The sequence below is a fragment of the Candidatus Neoehrlichia procyonis str. RAC413 genome (assembly GCF_000964795.1).
GTDB lineage: Bacteria > Pseudomonadota > Alphaproteobacteria > Rickettsiales > Anaplasmataceae > Neoehrlichia > Neoehrlichia procyonis.
Map to the genome: position 1 here is coordinate 831,267 of NZ_LANX01000001.1, position 17,774 is coordinate 849,040.

Genomic DNA, 17,774 nt, shown 5'->3' on the forward strand with positions numbered 1-17,774 from the left:
GTGTTGTATTTAATATTACTTTGTATAGTTTTGATAGTATCCATTTATCCATTGGTTCTGTTACATATGTTATGTTAAGACTATGGTAATACAAATAAATATAGAAACGAATTTACTTGCATTCCACAGCTTAGTAATAAACGTTAACCCAGTTTCAAAAATCTGGAATTTTTCACTTAGCTTACAACAATATGTTCAATCCAAAATACGTACAACTCTAAACTCAAAAATCCATTCTCTATCAAAAATAGTATTTATAGTTTTAATTAGGAAATTTCATAAAAACACTTACAAAGTAAATATACCTCACACACAAATATACTTACCAACCTTACTATAATATAAATTGTATAAACTAACTACGCATGATTCTACTCTTCTCTCTACTCCAATCCCTCTCTTTGATTACTTCTCTTTTATCATAAAGTTTTTTACCTTTTACAATAGCAATTTTAATTTTTACCAAGCCTTTATCATTAAAAAATATTAACAGCGGTACTACTGTTAACCCTGAAGCTTTAAGATTACCCGCTATTTTATAAATTTGCTTTTTACGAAGAAGTAATTTTCGCGGCCTCAATGGACTATGATTACGATAACTTGAACGATTATATTCCGAAATATGTAATCCATGTAACCATAGCTCCATATTCTTTTCGACAACGTAAGCTTCAGTAATACTTACTTTTCTTTGACGAAGAGACTTTACTTCGCTACCTATCAAAACCACACCAGCATCAAATTCTTGTATAATAAAATAATTAAACCTTGCTTTACGATTTTCTACTATTACTTCCATATTTAACAACTTGAATTCAAATACTCAATCAGCTTACTAATTGTTAAAATTTTAATATTATGTTTACAAGCAAAATCTACAATTTCAAAAAACTTTGACATTGTACCATCCGGATTCATAAGCTCACATACGACTGCTGCTTCTGCACATTTAGATAATCTTGCAATTTCAACGCTTGCTTCTGTATGTCCTGGCCTTTCAAGTACCCCACCTTTTTTTGCAATAATCGGAAAAACATGCCCTGGTGTTACTAAATCATCATTTGTAGCACCTTCACGTATAGCTGTCAATATCGTAGTAACTCTATCTTGAGCAGATACTCCAGTAGTAATTCCATATCTAGAATCTATAGAAGTAGTAAACGCAGCACAATTATCGCTAACATTAGTACGAGGCATAAAATCCAAGTTAAGCTTTTTCCTATAATACTCTGTCATAGCTAAACATACAATACCACTACCATATTGTATCATCATATTAACTGCTTCACAGTTTACCTTCTCTGCCAAAATAACTAAGTCACCTTCATTTTCTCTATTTTCATCATCCATCAAAATAAAAGACTTACCATTGGCAGCATCTTCTATAACGTGGTCAACAAAAGAAATATAATTTTCTAAATTGTTAACACTCATTAATGACCTTCTAAATAAATTCTATATTCATAATTTTATACATTTTATAGTCACCTTTAGGAGTTTTCACCTCCACAATATCACCTTTCTTTTTTCCTAAAAGAGACATAGTTAAAGGAGATTTAATAGAAATCATATTTTTTGATACATCAGCTTCATACTCTCCAACTATTTGATATTTAGTAACACTAACAATATCATTATCTTCATTACACATAGAAAGCGTTACAGTTGCTCCAAACATAACTGTATCACCTGATAACTCTGATGCATCTATCACTTCAGCTCTAGATTTTTTTGATTCCAATTCCATTATTTTACTTTCTATTAACCCTTGTCTTTCACGTGCAGCATGATACTCTGCATTTTCAGAAAGATCACCTAACTCCCTAGCATCAGAAATAGACTTTATAATCTTAGGCCTTTCACTTTTTAATAACTCCAATTCTGATTCCAGCTTTTCAAAGCCTTTCTTTGTAATAGGAAATCTTGTAGTAATATAATCAGCCATAATTTATCTACCTTAACCTACTAAAAAACGCAAGTAAAACTCCTTATAATTTCTAACAACTTATTCTTTATATCATCAGTTATACTTTTTGACAAGCCACCTAGAACATCTTTGTAATTAAGCCGTAATTCACTCAAAAATCTTTGTGCAATTTTACCAATATCACTTATTGTTACACCATCAAAACATCCATTAATACCAACAAAAATAACAGCGATTTGCTCTTCAATAGACAAAGGAGAATACTGTGGCTGCTTCAGCAACTCCATCATTACCTTTCCTCTTTCTAACATTTTTTGTGAATGAGAATCTAAGTCAGAACCAAACTTCGCAAAATCTTCTAATTCACGATATTGAGCTAAACTTAATTTTACAGAACCAGCAACTTGCTTGACAGATTTTATTTGTGCAGCAGAACCAACTCTTGAAACAGATAGTCCAACATTAACAGCCGGACGAATCCCTTTATAAAAAAGCTCAGACTCAAGAAAAATTTGCCCATCAGTTATTGAAATAACATTCGTGGGAATATAAGCAGATACATCACCTGCCTGTGTTTCAATAATAGGCAGTGCCGTCAAAGAACCACCACCTTTATCATTAGACATTTTCGCAGCTCTTTCTAATAATCGCGAATGAATATAAAAAACATCTCCAGGATATGCTTCTCGACCAGGAGGACGCCTTAACAATAACGACATCTGTCTATATGCAACAGCATGCTTTGATAAATCATCATATACAATTAAGCAATGCATTCCTCTATCGCGAAAAAACTCTCCCATTGCACAAGCAGAATATGGAGCTAAATATTGAATAGGTACATGATCAGCAGCTCCAGCAGCAACAACTGTTGTATAGTTCATTGCTCCACTTTCTTTAAGTTTATTAACTACTCTAGCTATTGAAGAATTTTTTTGCCCTATAGCAACATATATACAATACAATTTTTCATCTTCACTGACTGCATCATTAATAGCTTTTTGATTAATAATAGCATCTATTGCAATAGATGTTTTCCCAGTTTTTCTATCGCCTATAATTAATTCACGTTGTCCCCTTCCTATTGGAATCAACATATCTATGGTTTTTACACCTGTTTGCAAAGGTTCAGTTACAGGTTGTCTATCAATTATACCAGGTGCCTTAGCTTCTACAGGAAGTCTTTCACTAAAATTTATATCCCCCTCACCATCTATAGGATTTCCCAGTGGATCAACAACTCTTCCTAACATTTCAAATCCTACTGGAACATCCATCAAAGAATTAGTACACTTAACAATGTCCCCTTCCTTAATATTTCTATCATCATCGAAAATTACTACACTAGCAGTATCATATTCTAAACTTAATATTACTCCTTTAGTTCCGTTATTAAATATTACCACTTCACTAAATTTTGCTTTCTCCAATCCATAAACTACAGCTATACCATCTTTCACTGATATAACTTCACCTATGCTTTCTTCTTTTATAGGATTGCTAAAATTTTCAACTTTTTCTTTAATAATACGTAATACTTCCCCTGATGACACAATGTTCATTACTTTCACCTAAAAAATATTAACCAACGCTACATATAGTAATTTTACTTATTTCTGACAAATTTTGTAAATAGTTATTTAATGAAACATCTATTACATTAAAGCCTACTCTAACAATAAAACCACCTAAAATTTCAGGATTCACATTATTAATAATATTTTCAACTGTACCATATTTAGTTTTCAAAACATCAATAATGCCACTAACCTCCTTTTTTGATAATAAATAAGGTGACGTTATTTCTACATCAAATCTTTTTTTATATTGCTTTACTAAAACAAAAAACTGTTCAAATATTGCTAATAACAAAGGAAATCGCCTATTTTCCATTACTACACATAGAAAATCCAGCAACACTTTCTCTAAATAATCCCTTACTGCATTAAAAACAGCACTTTTATCATCCACTGATACAATTGGGCTTATTAAAAACGAGTATACCTTATCAACTTTAATAACTTCAGTAATAACCTTTACATCATTACACATTTTATCAATATTACTTTGAGATAAATCAAATAATACCTTCGCATAACAAAAAACTACGTAACAAGAACTCCGTTGATTCATAATACTTAGCAGTATAAACAGCTAAAGGATTATACACTTCACCATAATATAGTCAAGAATTTTGTATTCCTTATAATATACCTATGTAATTCAATTATATTCAACTTACATATCTCCTAAAATTTACAAATAACCATATTATAACTTAAGTAACATATCTCATAATGTTACAGACGACTTATATTTTAACTATAACATATACTTTAGCACATAATTAATCCAATAAAATACATCTTAAATCACACAATTAGTTCAATTACATACAAATATCTTGTGTTTACAAATAAAAGCTATTCGTAGTAACAACTATATATCTGAGCATCTGTATTACAGATATTCTTATCTTCATCTTATTACCACCACCTTACAAAATCATGTTAAACACCAATAAATATTGAAAATTAATTCAATACACTGCTTTTTGAGAAGTTGTCTATACTGCAGAAGTTATAATAACTCATTATATGCTGTAGAATTTGATCATAATGCATATAAGGTATCAGGGCTTAAAGATGTAGGTGTTTCAGTAGTAAACGCTTTGTCCTAAAATGATTACATATCTATTTCATCTTGCAAATTTTTTATAAAATACTTAGCTACAATTAACATTAGTCTCACATCATTCACTTAAATATCCTATTTTATTTTGTTGAAATTTTATAAAGTACTATATCACGGCACCCAATTATATAAATATTCTAAATTAATATATCCATTAATTCGACAATAATAGTACAGTACGGCTAGGAGTATAGCAACAATTGTAGCAATAACAACTTTTATTAATAAATAAGCCTTTGCAGGACTACCACTTGCTAATCCTACTGGCAAATTCTCATCTATTTTCACTTTAATAGGTAAAATTATAAAAAAGATAATCCACCATGCTATTACAAAAAATACAGCAATATTTATAGCCATAACAATATATATTCTTACATATTCAATTCAAAACACAACTTATATTACTAAACTACATCCACTTAATCGAATCAAAAGCTTGACAGTAACTACACTCATAATACCATTCCGATACCGAACAATTACACACAGTACAACGCCAATGCAGATCAGGTATAGCGTTTTTCAGATTCTCAAAACACCATAAAGATTCCTTATAATCATCATGCAAATTTAAGCGTAATTTAATCATTAGCAAATAAAAAGATATGTACTTATATTTATTTAGCGCATCATTTAAATACTGCAAGGCAACATTATATTGCCGTAAGTTTATTGATTTTTGTACCATCAAATATTTACTAAAGTAATAATTTGGAGATATCTTATATAATATATCAGTAGCTTGATTTTTATCATCAGATACCTCCAAATAAAGTATAGCCACATGCTTATGTGCACTAACTTTATACTGATGTTCAAGCAAATTTATAGCTTTTTGTTTATTATCAATTTTTATGTATAATTTTGCCTTTAAAATAGTAATAAATAAATCTTTAACACACTTACTTTCTACATCATTTAAAATTTTTAATCCCTCTCTATATTTTTCATTACGATAACATTGATCAGCTGCGGCATAACCTACCACTGCTAGCATTCTTGCAGCATCATATGGTAATAATACATGAGATTTTATGGCATACTTTAACTCTACTATTGCAGCACACCACTTTTTTTCAATACAACAAATTTCTATTCTAAAAATCACTGACCAAAATTGTTTAATAAAAACTTGGTTAAGTTTTTTTAAAAGTTGTAATTGGCAATATTTACTTTTTTCTTTTTTTACAAAACCCAATAATAACAACCCTAGAAACTTATTAAGAGAAGCTTGAGGTGCCAATGCAAAATATTTTTCTGCCTCCTCATATTCCCCTATTTTAAAATATAAGCAGGCCTTAAATATATTAAATTTATTGCTAAAACCTTTAAATTTTTTTACATACCTTTTAACTTCATGACTTTCACCAAAACATAAATATGAACTCCCAGTTATAAAGGAATCTATTTCTTTGTGCAAAAAATATACTTTTATATTATATACACGCAAAACAATATATGTAATGATACGTGCTAATATAATCAATAAAAATATAACAATACTTAATAGAAATAGCATAACTACTATATTCAATTCAATGCTATAGCCAAGGCATTCTATTTTGCAAAACATTCCTTCATAATTTACGGAGCATAATCCTGCAACAATAGCAATAATTAAAATTAACATACAAGTAGTCATGTATTACCAGAAGCTGCAATAATATGTTTTAAAAGCTGATTATATATTACTGATATACTCTTTTCAATAATCACTAAATCTTCAAGTTGAGTAATCCATAACTGTAAGTCATGAAAGGAATGTAATTCTCTTTTTGCAAAATCCAATGCATCAGTCCAGTAATTATTACTGATATAAAACTCCAACTTTGTTAAGTTTTTCCATAATTTATTATTGTTATTCTTAATCAAAATCCATTTTGATAAAAGTTTTTCAAATGAACTAGCATTTTTATAATGATAATTATTAATTATAATTTTAAAAGATCCTTTTAATTTAATAAAAGTGCTAATTTCTTTATTAAGCAACTCCTCTATTGTATTTATTGCACTTTCAATATCATGATCATCAATTTCTTGTAAAATTTGCTTAACTGTATAAATTTTATTTTTTGTTAAAGTACTATTAAAGAACGACTCTCTTAGATCTATAACAGATAATAATAATTTTGACAGGCATTTTTCCTTTACGCAGCCATCTTTACCTACAACCAAATTATTCTTGGCAATTGACATTCTAATTTTGTCTATTTTTGATAATATCATTGCTTCACTATTCATAACCTTTGCATCAAATTTATCAAACAACTGCATACAGTGCTGATTATAAATGTTCAAATCCTTCTTGATGTCTAGTAAATAAAAAATAATAGCTCCAAACCAAAAAGAAAAAGTGCATAATATTATACACCATATCCATGTATATCTCGTCATTAAAGCCCTATTCATATTTTAAAATATTTACTGGATCTTGATATGCAGCTTTTAAAGAAGGAGGTATCGCTATAATAAAAGCAATACCTATAGCTAATGCAGAAATGCGTACCACATCTTCCATTAACAACTCCGAAGGGATACTGCTTAAAAAATACACTATAGGATCAAAAAGACTACTATGTGTTACACTTTCAAAAAATATTCTTATTCTATTAATATTTAAGGAAAATCCAATACCCATCATACAGCCAATTACCGTACCCACTACTCCTATTAGAGTACCACATATACAAAATATTCTCATTATACACCATCTACTTGCACCCATAGTTCGCATAATTGCAATAGCTTGCTTCTTATCTTGTACTAAAATTGAAATACTAGAAATAATATTAAATGCTGCAACAACTACTATTAGCGTTAATATTAAAAACATCACATTACTTTCAATTTGTAATGCACGAAAATATTGTCCTTGTTGTATTTTCCAATCTTCAAGCTTATAATTGACTTTATTCTGTATTAACTTTAATATTTCCGAAGACTTATTTACGTCTTTCAAAAACACCTCAATATACCTAACTTTATTGCCATATTTAAATAAAATTTGTGAAAATTTTATAGGCATATATATAAATGTATTATCATACTCATACATCCCTATATCAAACAATCCTACTACTTTATATGTTTTTACCCTTGGAATTGATCCTAAGATTGTCATAAAACCATCTGGTGAAATTATAGTAACACTATCTCCATATTTCACTTGTAAGTTTTCTGCCAATCTTGCACCAAGTATTACCCCTTGATTAAATTTATCTACACTTCCATCTACTATGCTATTAAAAAGAACTTTTTTATTTATTATATCCTGTTGATCAATACCTCTTACTACAGCTCCTAAAACTTTATTATTTGATTGAATCATTACTTGATTTTCAGTTATAGGGATTACTGCTGTTACAGCTTCAATGTTTTTAATAGAATTAGCAACACTACGATAATCATCACCGTCACAATAAACAGTAATATGCCCATTCATACCCAAAATACTATTTAACAACTGTGTAGAGAACCCGTGCATTACTGACATAACAACAATTAATGCAGCTACACCTAATGCTATACCCAAAACTGAGAGCATAGTAACCATCGAACAAAACCAATATCTATTTTTTGCTCGTAAATACCGCAATGCTAACGTTAATTCTAGTCTTAAGGACACTTCTACAAGCAATTTTATAAAGTTTACTTATATCATGATTAAAAAAAAGTAGCAATTCATATAAAAGTATGCATCAATTATAATAAAATGAAAATTATCTACATGGCAAAACTACAAATTTTAGTGTAGCACAAAAAAAATTTTACAGTGTAATTTTATGTATATAGGATAGAATTTATGATAGGGTAATTATAAGCACAATAAAGTTTATTATATATAGTCATATAGCTATTCTCCAGTATTAAAAAATAACAGTAATAAAAATGAAAATTGTTCCATCAAAGTTACAGAATTTTTTACGTAATCCAAAAATGTTTTGTAAAGTACTACTGTATGGCAATGATAACTGTAAAATTAATATTTACACTAAAAAAATAGTTAATCATATTAATAGTAATAATGATTATGCAATAACCAAAATAGAATTCACAACAATTAACAAAAATCCTGAGCTATTACTCTTAAACTTAACAACAATACCAATGTTTTATACTAAACAATTGCTCATTATTACAAATGCAAAAGAACCCTTTAATGAAGAACTTAAAAATATTATCAATCAAAATAATTCTGAACAAAATTATATAATAATTATAGCTGGAGAACTATCAAATCCATCTCCATTAAAAACTTATTACAATAATTCCATTGATTCAGCATCTATAGGATGCTATAAAAATGACAATAAAAACCTTGATTATATTATTAAAGATTTTTTATCCACAAATAAAATAGAATATGACAACACTGTAATACAATACATTTACAAATACTTCTATAATAATGAATCAGAAATATTATCACAACTTAACAAACTTTTGCTATACATTGGAAATAAAAAAAAACTTACTATTGAAGATATAAATAAAAGCCTTTCCACAGAATTAAATCCCACACTAGAAAGCTTATACATTTCTATAGTTGAAAAAAACATTCCCAACTTTATTCAAATTACTGATCTGCTACTACAAAGTAAGTTTACACCTATAACTCTAACTAGAGTTATAGCAAAGTATTTCATGCAATTAGAACACCTATCGAGACAAGTACAAAGCGGTCAATCAGTACATAAAGCCATTCAAGAAATATATCCCCCTATATTTTTCAAGCTAATACCAACAGTAAAAAAACATCTTACCATAATTAAATATCAAAATATTAATGATATACTCAATAAACTATTAGAGATAGAAATACAATGCAAGAAATCTGAGTCAATCCAAAAAACTATTTTTAAGTATTACATGACAACCATAATTAATTCCACTGTTATTAGTAAAAATTAAATTAACATTCAAAAATAAGCGTCATAGCAATCTTATAATCACTATCATAACATTACAATAAAGAATTCTTTTTTGTAACTACCATGATGTTACCATACTTAAAAAGTAAATAGCACTTTTTTTCTCTGATATTTAATAAGTTAATGGTAACTACCCAATTTACCTATCCATTATAATTCTTTGTTAAATATCAACAGCAATAATAATCAAAATCAGTTACACAGTATGTATATATAAAATATTAGCTAGGAATAATCTACCCAACATTAAAAACCTTCTCATATTAATTAAGCTTATCACATTGGAATTAAGAACACAGCATTAACTTTATATTAAATATTACAAAATCAACTTATGTCTAGTAAAATTACACAAATTAATACACTACCAATTTACTGTTCAAATTTATAAATATACTGCCATTTCTAATATAGATATCAAGCTAAAGTTTCTTCTCTGCAAAAAGAACCATAATTTATATTAAACAAACTTTTGTTGTAGCAGCGACTGAAAACTATATAACAAAGTCAATATCAGCATAATAAATAGTTACTATACAAACTTACCATAACAATTCTACTATTAGAAAATGCTAATCTGTAATATCATAAAATTTTACAATAGCTTAAAAACATATAACAATACTTATTATTTAAAAAACTTGTAGAAGTTATAAAACACTTACCATAAAGCCAATCATTCAATACAGGCTTGTGCATTCACTTTTTTTTTGAATACTTTCCAGCACAATACTACTTTCATATTGCCATATCCTTTTCATATTCATACATTTCAATTGCTGCTGATAAAACTGCAAGTTTACTTACCAAATACCAAATTTTCCTTTTTTCTTTTACCATTTGATAACCTATATCAATAAAACAGCAACCGGAAGAATTCAAATTAGAAAATATGTCTTTTTTTGTATTATAACGATATAAACAACATACAGGATCTTCTCCTATATAATATATTAACGGTTCAGATACATAATCATTAAATCGATCAATAGTTAATATACCTTCCTGAATAAGTACGCTGTTAACAATTTTACCGCCTTTGATTTTCCGCATTTTATTACGATTTTTTTTATTAAGATTAAATATATCATCTCCTCCATAGGCAGTAATAATACCCATACCATATGTACCATTATTAGCCTTAACAAAAACATACGGTAATTCTTTAATGCTATAAAGTAAAAACTTTTCCTTAATTTTAGATATTAAATTCTCAACCCCATTAGCAATATTTTCTATATCTTGGCTATTAAAAAAACACAAATTTTCATAACTTGCAAATAATGCATAAATCAACCAATGATCTATACCAAATTCTTTACAAAACTCTAAAGATATAGCTTTATAAATACTAAAGTGTCTTGATTTACGTCTCCAAAACCACCCTAAACACAATGATGGCATTACATACTGATACGACAAATTTTGCAAAACATCAGGTATACCATTTGTCATATCACTATTTATTAAAACTAAATCCGGAACAAACCCACAATTAGTTTGAATTATCCCTGTTTGATTAACAATACATTGAACATTTAAGATCTTTCCTGCAGAAGAATTAACCTGAATATCATGACCTATATTACACATTCCTACTACAGCATAAAATCCAGCAATATTTACTATATTTTTAAGTGCAATAATATTATCTATATATTTTAAATTTCGTGTACATTCTTCTGCAATAATTAATATCTTTTTACAATTATCATACTTAAGTAAATACTTACGTAACAAATTTGCAGCATAATTTTTTGATTTAGTATTAAAGTTATTATACCCTGCAGGAAAAATGTTGGTATCAATAGGAGCAATTTTATATCCTGAATTTCGTAAATCAACAGAAGTATTTAAAATTGGTGGATAACATAAAAATTTCTCCGAAAACCAATTTTCTATTTCCCGCTCATACCTTGCAAGCACACTTTCTAATATTTTATCAAGCATTAATATTTATCTACAACAACAATTTTAACAACCCATATAAAGCAACACAGTAACAAACAGTAATATTACATTAACATCTTAACATAAGCAGTCTAGCAAAAATAAAGACTCTAATGCAACAAATTAATAAGTACATTACAGAATATAAATAATAACTTAATAACTATAAAAATTTTATATACTATCACGCATTCTATATAATTTATAATGCGCATTACTAACTTAATTTATGTCATATTTCGGTACTCACAAATTGAAATTATGTCAAGTATTAAATAACTCAACAAATACCTACTAGCCAAAATGTAAAAACCAAATAATTACTAAAATAAAAATATAAGTATACTACAAATAGTTACGTCTATTAATTTTAAGAAATACCCGTTAATACTATTAAACATGCACAATATTGCCCATATTAATATAGCAAAAATCATTCATTATAAAATGTATTTGTTTATTGCAATCACAAATACGTTAAAGTATTTACATTCCTGTATATAATTGGCGCGGCCTACATATTTTATTATTATTATCACTTTTCATTTCGCACCATTGCGCTGACCATCCAGCAGTTCTAGCTAATGCAAATAATGTTGTAAACATATTTATAGGTATACCTATTGCTTTAAGAATAAGACCAGAATAAAAGTCTATATTAGGATATAATTTTCTTTCAAGAAAATAATCATCCTTCAAAGCTATAGACTCTAACTGCAATGCTACTTCTAGAAGTGGATCATTAATCCTCAAACTTTCTAAAACTTTATTACATATATCCTGCATAATACGCGCTCTTGGATCATAATTTTTATATATCCTATGGCCAAAACCCATTAATCTACTTTTTTTATCCTTAACATTTTGGATAAACTGTTGCACATTTTTGGGATCACCTATTTCTATCAACATTTTAACAACTGCTTCATTTGCACCACCATGAGCTGGTCCCCATAAAGTTACAACACCAGCACTAAGACAAGCAAACAAATTTCCACCTGCAGATCCTGAAAGCCTTACAGCAGCCGTAGATGCATTTTGTTCATGATCTGCATGTAAAATAAATATAATATCTAAAGCTCTAGCGATAACATTATTTACTTCATCATCATCAAAATCCAAAAACATCATACTGGCAAAATTATTGCTATAACTTAAATTTTTATGAGATAAAACAATACTTTTATTAACTACATGTCTATAAATTGTAGCTATAATACTAGGCACTTTAGCAATTGATAAAGTAGCACACTTTAAACAGTCGTTCACTATTTCTGAACCATGATAATATGCTGATAATGCAGCAAAGCATGCATTTAAAATAGCCATAGGATGTGAATCTCTTGGAAAAGACTGTACGACATCACACACTTGTTGAGGTATAGAGTATTCTTTTATAACATTAGAAGAGAAATCCTCAAACTCATCCTTATTAGGTAAAGCACCATAAAATAATAAATATGCAATTTCTAAAAAACTATGTTGCATATTTACTAAATGTTCAATATTATAGCCTCTATATCGCAATATACCTTCTTCACCATTAATAAAAGTAATTTTAGACACACAAGCAGCAGTTGACATAAAGCCTGGATCATAGGCAAAAACTTTACAACTCCTATATAAAGAACTTATATCCAACACATCTGGTCCATAACTACCATGCAATACTTGTAGTTCTACCTGTTCATCATCCAAACTTAATACTGCTTTTTTAACCATACAATACCTAATATAATCATGACATATTAAAAAGCGAAGTTATTCCCATTCAATTGTTGATGGAGGTTTTGATGTTATATCGTACGTTACTCTATTTACTTCTTCTACATTATTTACAATAGCATTACTAACTTTTTGTAAAAAATCACAAAATTTTAACTTATTACTGTCATTTTCATCAAAAGGAAAACTATTTGCAGTCATACCATCACTTGAAGTAACAGCTCTTAATGCACAAATATAGCCATAAGTTCTACTATCACCCATAACACCAACGGTTTTTAATGGCAACAACACAGCAAAAGCCTGCCATATACAATCATATAATCCATATTCTGTCATAAGATTAATGTAAATATCATCTATTTCTTGAAGAATACGCACTTTTTCACAAGTTACTTCCCCTATTATCCTCACCGATAATCCTGGACCAGGAAACGGGTGCTTTTTCAATATTTCATTTGGAATTCCAAGTGTTTCACCCAATAACCTAACTTCATCTTTAAATAAATATCTTAAAGGTTCAATAAGTGAAAAATTCATTTTTTCAGGTAACCCTCCAACATTATGATGTGATTTTATCTTCACACCTTTTGCAGTACCTGATTCTATTACATCAGGATAAATTGTACCTTGCATTAAAAAACTTACATTATTTAACTTCTTTGCATATAATTCAAAGACTTCAATAAACGTATTTCCTATAATTTTACGCTTCTCCTCAGGATAAACTACTCCACTTAATCTACTTAAAAACAATTCCGATTCATCCAAAAAACATATTGGTATGTTAAGTTTATTAGTAAAAATATCCCTTACTTTTATACTTTCATTTTTACGTAGTAATCCATTATCTATAAAAACACAATGCAACTGGTCTTTAATAGCTTTATGCAACAATACTGCAGCTACACTTGAATCCACGCCTCCACTAATCGCAGCAATTACTTTTTTATCTCCAACATTATCTCTAATAGTGTTCATCTGTTTTTGAAAGAAAGATGATATTGTCCAATTTCTGTTACATTGAGCAATATTTAAAAAATTATCAAACAACTTCATACCATTACATGTATGAGTAACCTCGGGGTGAAATTGCATACCATAAATTTTACGTTCTTCATTACTAATCATTGCTATTACATCATTAGAAACACTATAAGCAATTACTTCAAACCCTTGAGGAATAGTTGATAAACTATCTGAATGACTCATCCATACATCCACTTTATCATTAGGAGCCCATACTCCTTTTATAATCATTGATTCTTTAACAATTCTAAGCTGTACTCTTCCAAATTCTCTATAACCAGACACTACTAAAGAATTAAAGCATAACCCCAAAATTTGCACACCATAGCATATTCCTAATACTGGAACACATGTCTTTTGATTTAGTGCAAGTATATCCAAAACAATTTTAGGTATTTCCAATATATTACGCACTGATCCTGGTCCACCGGACAAAATAAAAGCACTAAAATCTTTTATATTAATATTATCATCATAAGAGAAAATTTCAGAATAAACATTTAGTTCCCTTATTCTCCTTGCTATTAATTGTGTTACTTGCGAACCAAAGTCGATGATAGCTATTTTAGACATACAACACCTTATAAATTTGGCCTTTTACAATTTGCAGCAACATACTAATAAGAAAACACGCAAAATGTAACAATATCCTAGACATTTAGCTAGTAAAGTTTTTTTATGAGTGATACTGCATATACATAATAATGTAAAGTTTTATTAATAAAACTACTAACACAGCAAAACTACTTAATTTAAATTACTATCTTTAATATTTTGCTAACATTATTTAGCTAACATTTATAACAATTCACCCTGAACAAATCATAATTTATTAATAAATACACGATACAATAACATCATAGTTAAAGTAAGGTATAATATGTATCCCGAATCATCACATATTTCTAAAAATGCAAAAAATCAAACCTCTAAAACCACACATGCAACGTCCCAAGAAAATCAACCTACAGATCAAGATATAGACAATGTTATCAAATGTATAGAAGATGAATGCGGAGATATAATAGATCAAAATATGAGAAATTTGATGAAAAAAGAAATTCAAGATGTGATCCCAGAATTAAACCAAGTATTACTACCATTAATAGACGTTGCATCACAAGAAAAAAGATTACCTGATAATTTACAAGAAGATCTAACAAAAAAATTTATGAAAATAATGTTGCCACATATACAAAAAATTATTAATGCTTCTCATTGAGAAATAAACATTATAGGGTTAATTTACATTAAACATTTACATTTTTAGTTAAACAAGAACTCTTACAAATACAAGAAAAATATAAACTGCCGAAATGTACTTTAGGTATTATTTAAATTCTATAAAAATACAGGTTTTTAGCATTCCATAATAAAAGCAATCTATAAAACAATTCCACCCATTTATCACAATACTACTATTCTCATATGCACATATTCTTTATCACTCTTACCAACTTTTAGTTTATATGATTTTTAATCTTGTTTTAAAAAGTATCTAAGAAAGACCATAAGTCAGCCATATTTATCACTTTAATAATTATTTTCCATAATAACCATTAAATATAACATATATATGCAGATATTACTTTTGTGTTAAATTCTTCATAACCTATTTACAACCTTATTCTTGAGCATTTTTATTAATCAGAGTTCTGTACATAAACTACATACAGTGTATTCAAAACTAGAACATCTATGATACAGTAAATAATAGATCCCCAATATTTGTATTTATCATTGGGTTTTTTATTTAATCAGGCATATCACTACAATCATGTATGTAAATATACTACCTTAATAAGTTAATCATCCACTATAAGCTTTACAAAGTACAAGGCCATAAAAAGACATTATACACTGAAATATAGTTCATATATCTTATTCCAAAAATATACCAACATTACCAATATTATTTTTTACAACAAAATCATTTTTCTAAATATCATAGCCGTGATAATTTACAAAATCTAAAATATCATGATAACTTTACCACCCATATAGTAGTGTATATAGTACTAATACACAAATAACCTCTTGCATGATATCCAAAGCCAATCATAAAAACTGATAAGTACAAAATTATGTATTACAGCTTTTTTATCAGTTATTATCAATATCTTAATCATATTCTGAATTGCTTTACGATTACAATTGACATAAAGCTCTTAATAATGTAAAGAACTTTTTATTAATACATTAAAAATGTGACATGCCAATAGAAATACTCATGCCAGCATTATCCCCTACTATGAAAAGTGGATCCATAGTAAAATGGTACAAGAAGGAAGGCGACACAGTTAAGGCAGGAGAAGTTATAGCTGACATTGAAACCGATAAAGCAGTGATGGAATTTGAATATGCTGATGAAGATGGAATAATTGGAATCATACTATCACAAGAAGGTAGTAAGAATGTGCCTGTAAATCAGTTAATTGCTCTTGTCGGTATTGATGACAATGATCTACAATTAATAAAATCTTATAAGCAAGAATCATTAACAAATCATCCTCATGTCTCTAGTGAACCAAATATTTCTACAATAAATACTGATAATTTAGCCAATAATACAAGGCAGCAACAAACAAGAATTAAAGCAAGCCCTTTAGCAAAAAAAATTGCCTATGAATCTTCTATTGATCTTAGTACGATAAAGCAAGGTACGGGTCCTTATAACAGAATAATAAAAGCAGATGTTTTAGAAGCAATACAAAATTATCAGAATTGTACACGTAATAATGACGTTACCAGCTACTTTATCGAAGTTAGCAATACAAGGCAAGTTATTGCACATAGGTTAGCAGAGTCTAAACAAACAATACCCCACTTTTACTTAAAAATAGATTGCAACGTTAACAATTTACTAAAACTTAAAGCTGAAGTTAACAACATAGACATTAACAATAAAATCACTGTTAATGATTTCATAATAAAAGCTACAGCTCTAAGTATAAAGAAATTTCCTAGTATAAACGTATCATGGATAAATGATAAAATACTACAACACACAAATATTGATGTATCATTTGCTGTATCTACAGATGATGGAGGATTAATTACACCTATAGTTACTAATGCCGATAAGAAATCTTTATCTGAAATATCACACGAAGCAAAAGCCTTAATTGCAAAGGCAAGAAATGGTAGGTTACAGCTTAAAGAATTTCAAGGAGGCAGTATAACTATATCTAATCTTGGCATGTTTGAAATAAAAGAATTTATAGCAATTATCAACCCTCCTCAATCATGTATTATGGCAGTAGGACAATCAAAGCAGCAACCCGTTGTTATAGATAGTAATATCATTATTGCAAATGTTATGACTGTTACATTATCAATTGATCATAGGGTAATTGATGGAGTATTAGCTGCAAAGTTCTTTAATTGTTTTAAAAATTATATAGAAAATCCTATTACAATGTTCATATAAGAACATTTTTAGTAAGTAGTTAATTAATGTTATTATGCATTAAGTTTAACTACCTATATACACAATATCATAGGAAAAAGATACA

15 protein-coding genes are annotated in these 17,774 nt (G+C 28.4%); 3 read left to right on the forward strand and 12 right to left on the reverse strand.

The genetic code is table 11. The features are described 5' to 3' along the window. Positions 1–355 precede the first annotated feature (355 nt). From smpB to NLO413_RS03075, 9 genes are all read right to left on the reverse strand, one after another. Positions 356–799 (reverse strand): SsrA-binding protein SmpB, encoded by a 444-nt coding sequence (gene smpB, locus NLO413_RS03035; RefSeq protein WP_045809036.1) that lies wholly within the window; start codon positions 797–799, stop codon positions 356–358. A gap of 2 nt (positions 800–801) precedes the next feature. Then, entirely contained in the window at positions 802–1,434 is a 633-nt protein-coding gene (gene ribB / locus NLO413_RS03040; protein WP_045809037.1) for a 3,4-dihydroxy-2-butanone-4-phosphate synthase, read from the reverse strand. Positions 1,435–1,444: 10 nt separating this feature from the next. Continuing rightward, complete coding sequence (greA, locus tag NLO413_RS03045) at positions 1,445–1,945, reverse strand: transcription elongation factor GreA (RefSeq protein WP_045809038.1); 501 nt, start codon at positions 1,943–1,945, stop codon at positions 1,445–1,447. Between the two features lie 20 nt (positions 1,946–1,965). Then, the gene (gene atpA / locus NLO413_RS03050; RefSeq protein WP_045809039.1) at positions 1,966–3,489 is read right to left on the reverse strand and encodes a F0F1 ATP synthase subunit alpha; all 1,524 of its coding nucleotides are present in this window, start codon (positions 3,487–3,489) and stop codon (positions 1,966–1,968) included. 19 nt (positions 3,490–3,508) lie between these two features. Continuing rightward, positions 3,509–4,060, reverse strand: coding sequence for an ATP synthase F1 subunit delta (atpH, locus tag NLO413_RS03055; protein WP_045809040.1), 552 nt, complete (start codon positions 4,058–4,060; stop codon positions 3,509–3,511). Between the two features lie 672 nt (positions 4,061–4,732). Further along, entirely contained in the window at positions 4,733–4,981 is a 249-nt protein-coding gene (locus tag NLO413_RS03060) for a DUF1467 family protein (RefSeq protein WP_045809041.1), read from the reverse strand. Between the two features lie 52 nt (positions 4,982–5,033). Then, positions 5,034–6,254: a hypothetical protein gene (locus NLO413_RS03065; protein WP_198138897.1), complete on the reverse strand. Its 1,221-nt coding sequence runs from the start codon at positions 6,252–6,254 to the stop codon at positions 5,034–5,036. An 8-nt stretch (positions 6,255–6,262) separates the two neighbouring features. Then, positions 6,263–7,018, reverse strand: coding sequence for an LITAF-like zinc ribbon domain-containing protein (locus NLO413_RS03070; protein WP_156965563.1), 756 nt, complete (start codon positions 7,016–7,018; stop codon positions 6,263–6,265). Between the two features lie 7 nt (positions 7,019–7,025). Beyond that, positions 7,026–8,249: a lipoprotein-releasing ABC transporter permease subunit gene (locus NLO413_RS03075; protein ID WP_045809044.1), complete on the reverse strand. Its 1,224-nt coding sequence runs from the start codon at positions 8,247–8,249 to the stop codon at positions 7,026–7,028. Between the two features lie 263 nt (positions 8,250–8,512). Between NLO413_RS03075 and holA the strand changes: the two genes are divergently transcribed. Next, on the forward strand, positions 8,513–9,535 hold the full coding sequence (gene holA / locus NLO413_RS03080) for a DNA polymerase III subunit delta (protein ID WP_045809045.1): 1,023 nt from the start codon (positions 8,513–8,515) through the stop codon (positions 9,533–9,535). Between the two features lie 758 nt (positions 9,536–10,293). Here holA and gshA read toward each other — a convergent pair. From gshA to guaA, 3 genes are all read right to left on the reverse strand, one after another. Further along, on the reverse strand, positions 10,294–11,505 hold the full coding sequence (gene gshA / locus NLO413_RS03085; RefSeq protein ID WP_045809046.1) for a glutamate--cysteine ligase: 1,212 nt from the start codon (positions 11,503–11,505) through the stop codon (positions 10,294–10,296). Positions 11,506–11,991: 486 nt separating this feature from the next. Continuing rightward, positions 11,992–13,227 carry a citrate synthase gene (locus NLO413_RS03090; RefSeq protein WP_045809047.1) on the reverse strand — a complete coding sequence of 412 codons (1,236 nt, stop codon included), beginning with the start codon at positions 13,225–13,227 and terminating at the stop codon, positions 11,992–11,994. Between the two features lie 39 nt (positions 13,228–13,266). Beyond that, positions 13,267–14,832 (reverse strand): glutamine-hydrolyzing GMP synthase, encoded by a 1,566-nt coding sequence (gene guaA, locus NLO413_RS03095; protein ID WP_045809048.1) that lies wholly within the window; start codon positions 14,830–14,832, stop codon positions 13,267–13,269. A gap of 307 nt (positions 14,833–15,139) precedes the next feature. On the opposite strand from guaA, the gene NLO413_RS03100 reads away from it, so the two are divergent. After that, on the forward strand, positions 15,140–15,481 hold the full coding sequence (locus tag NLO413_RS03100) for a hypothetical protein (RefSeq protein WP_052690382.1): 342 nt from the start codon (positions 15,140–15,142) through the stop codon (positions 15,479–15,481). 990 nt (positions 15,482–16,471) lie between these two features. Beyond that, positions 16,472–17,689, forward strand: coding sequence for a pyruvate dehydrogenase complex dihydrolipoamide acetyltransferase (locus tag NLO413_RS03105; protein WP_045809049.1), 1,218 nt, complete (start codon positions 16,472–16,474; stop codon positions 17,687–17,689). Positions 17,690–17,774 lie beyond the last annotated feature (85 nt).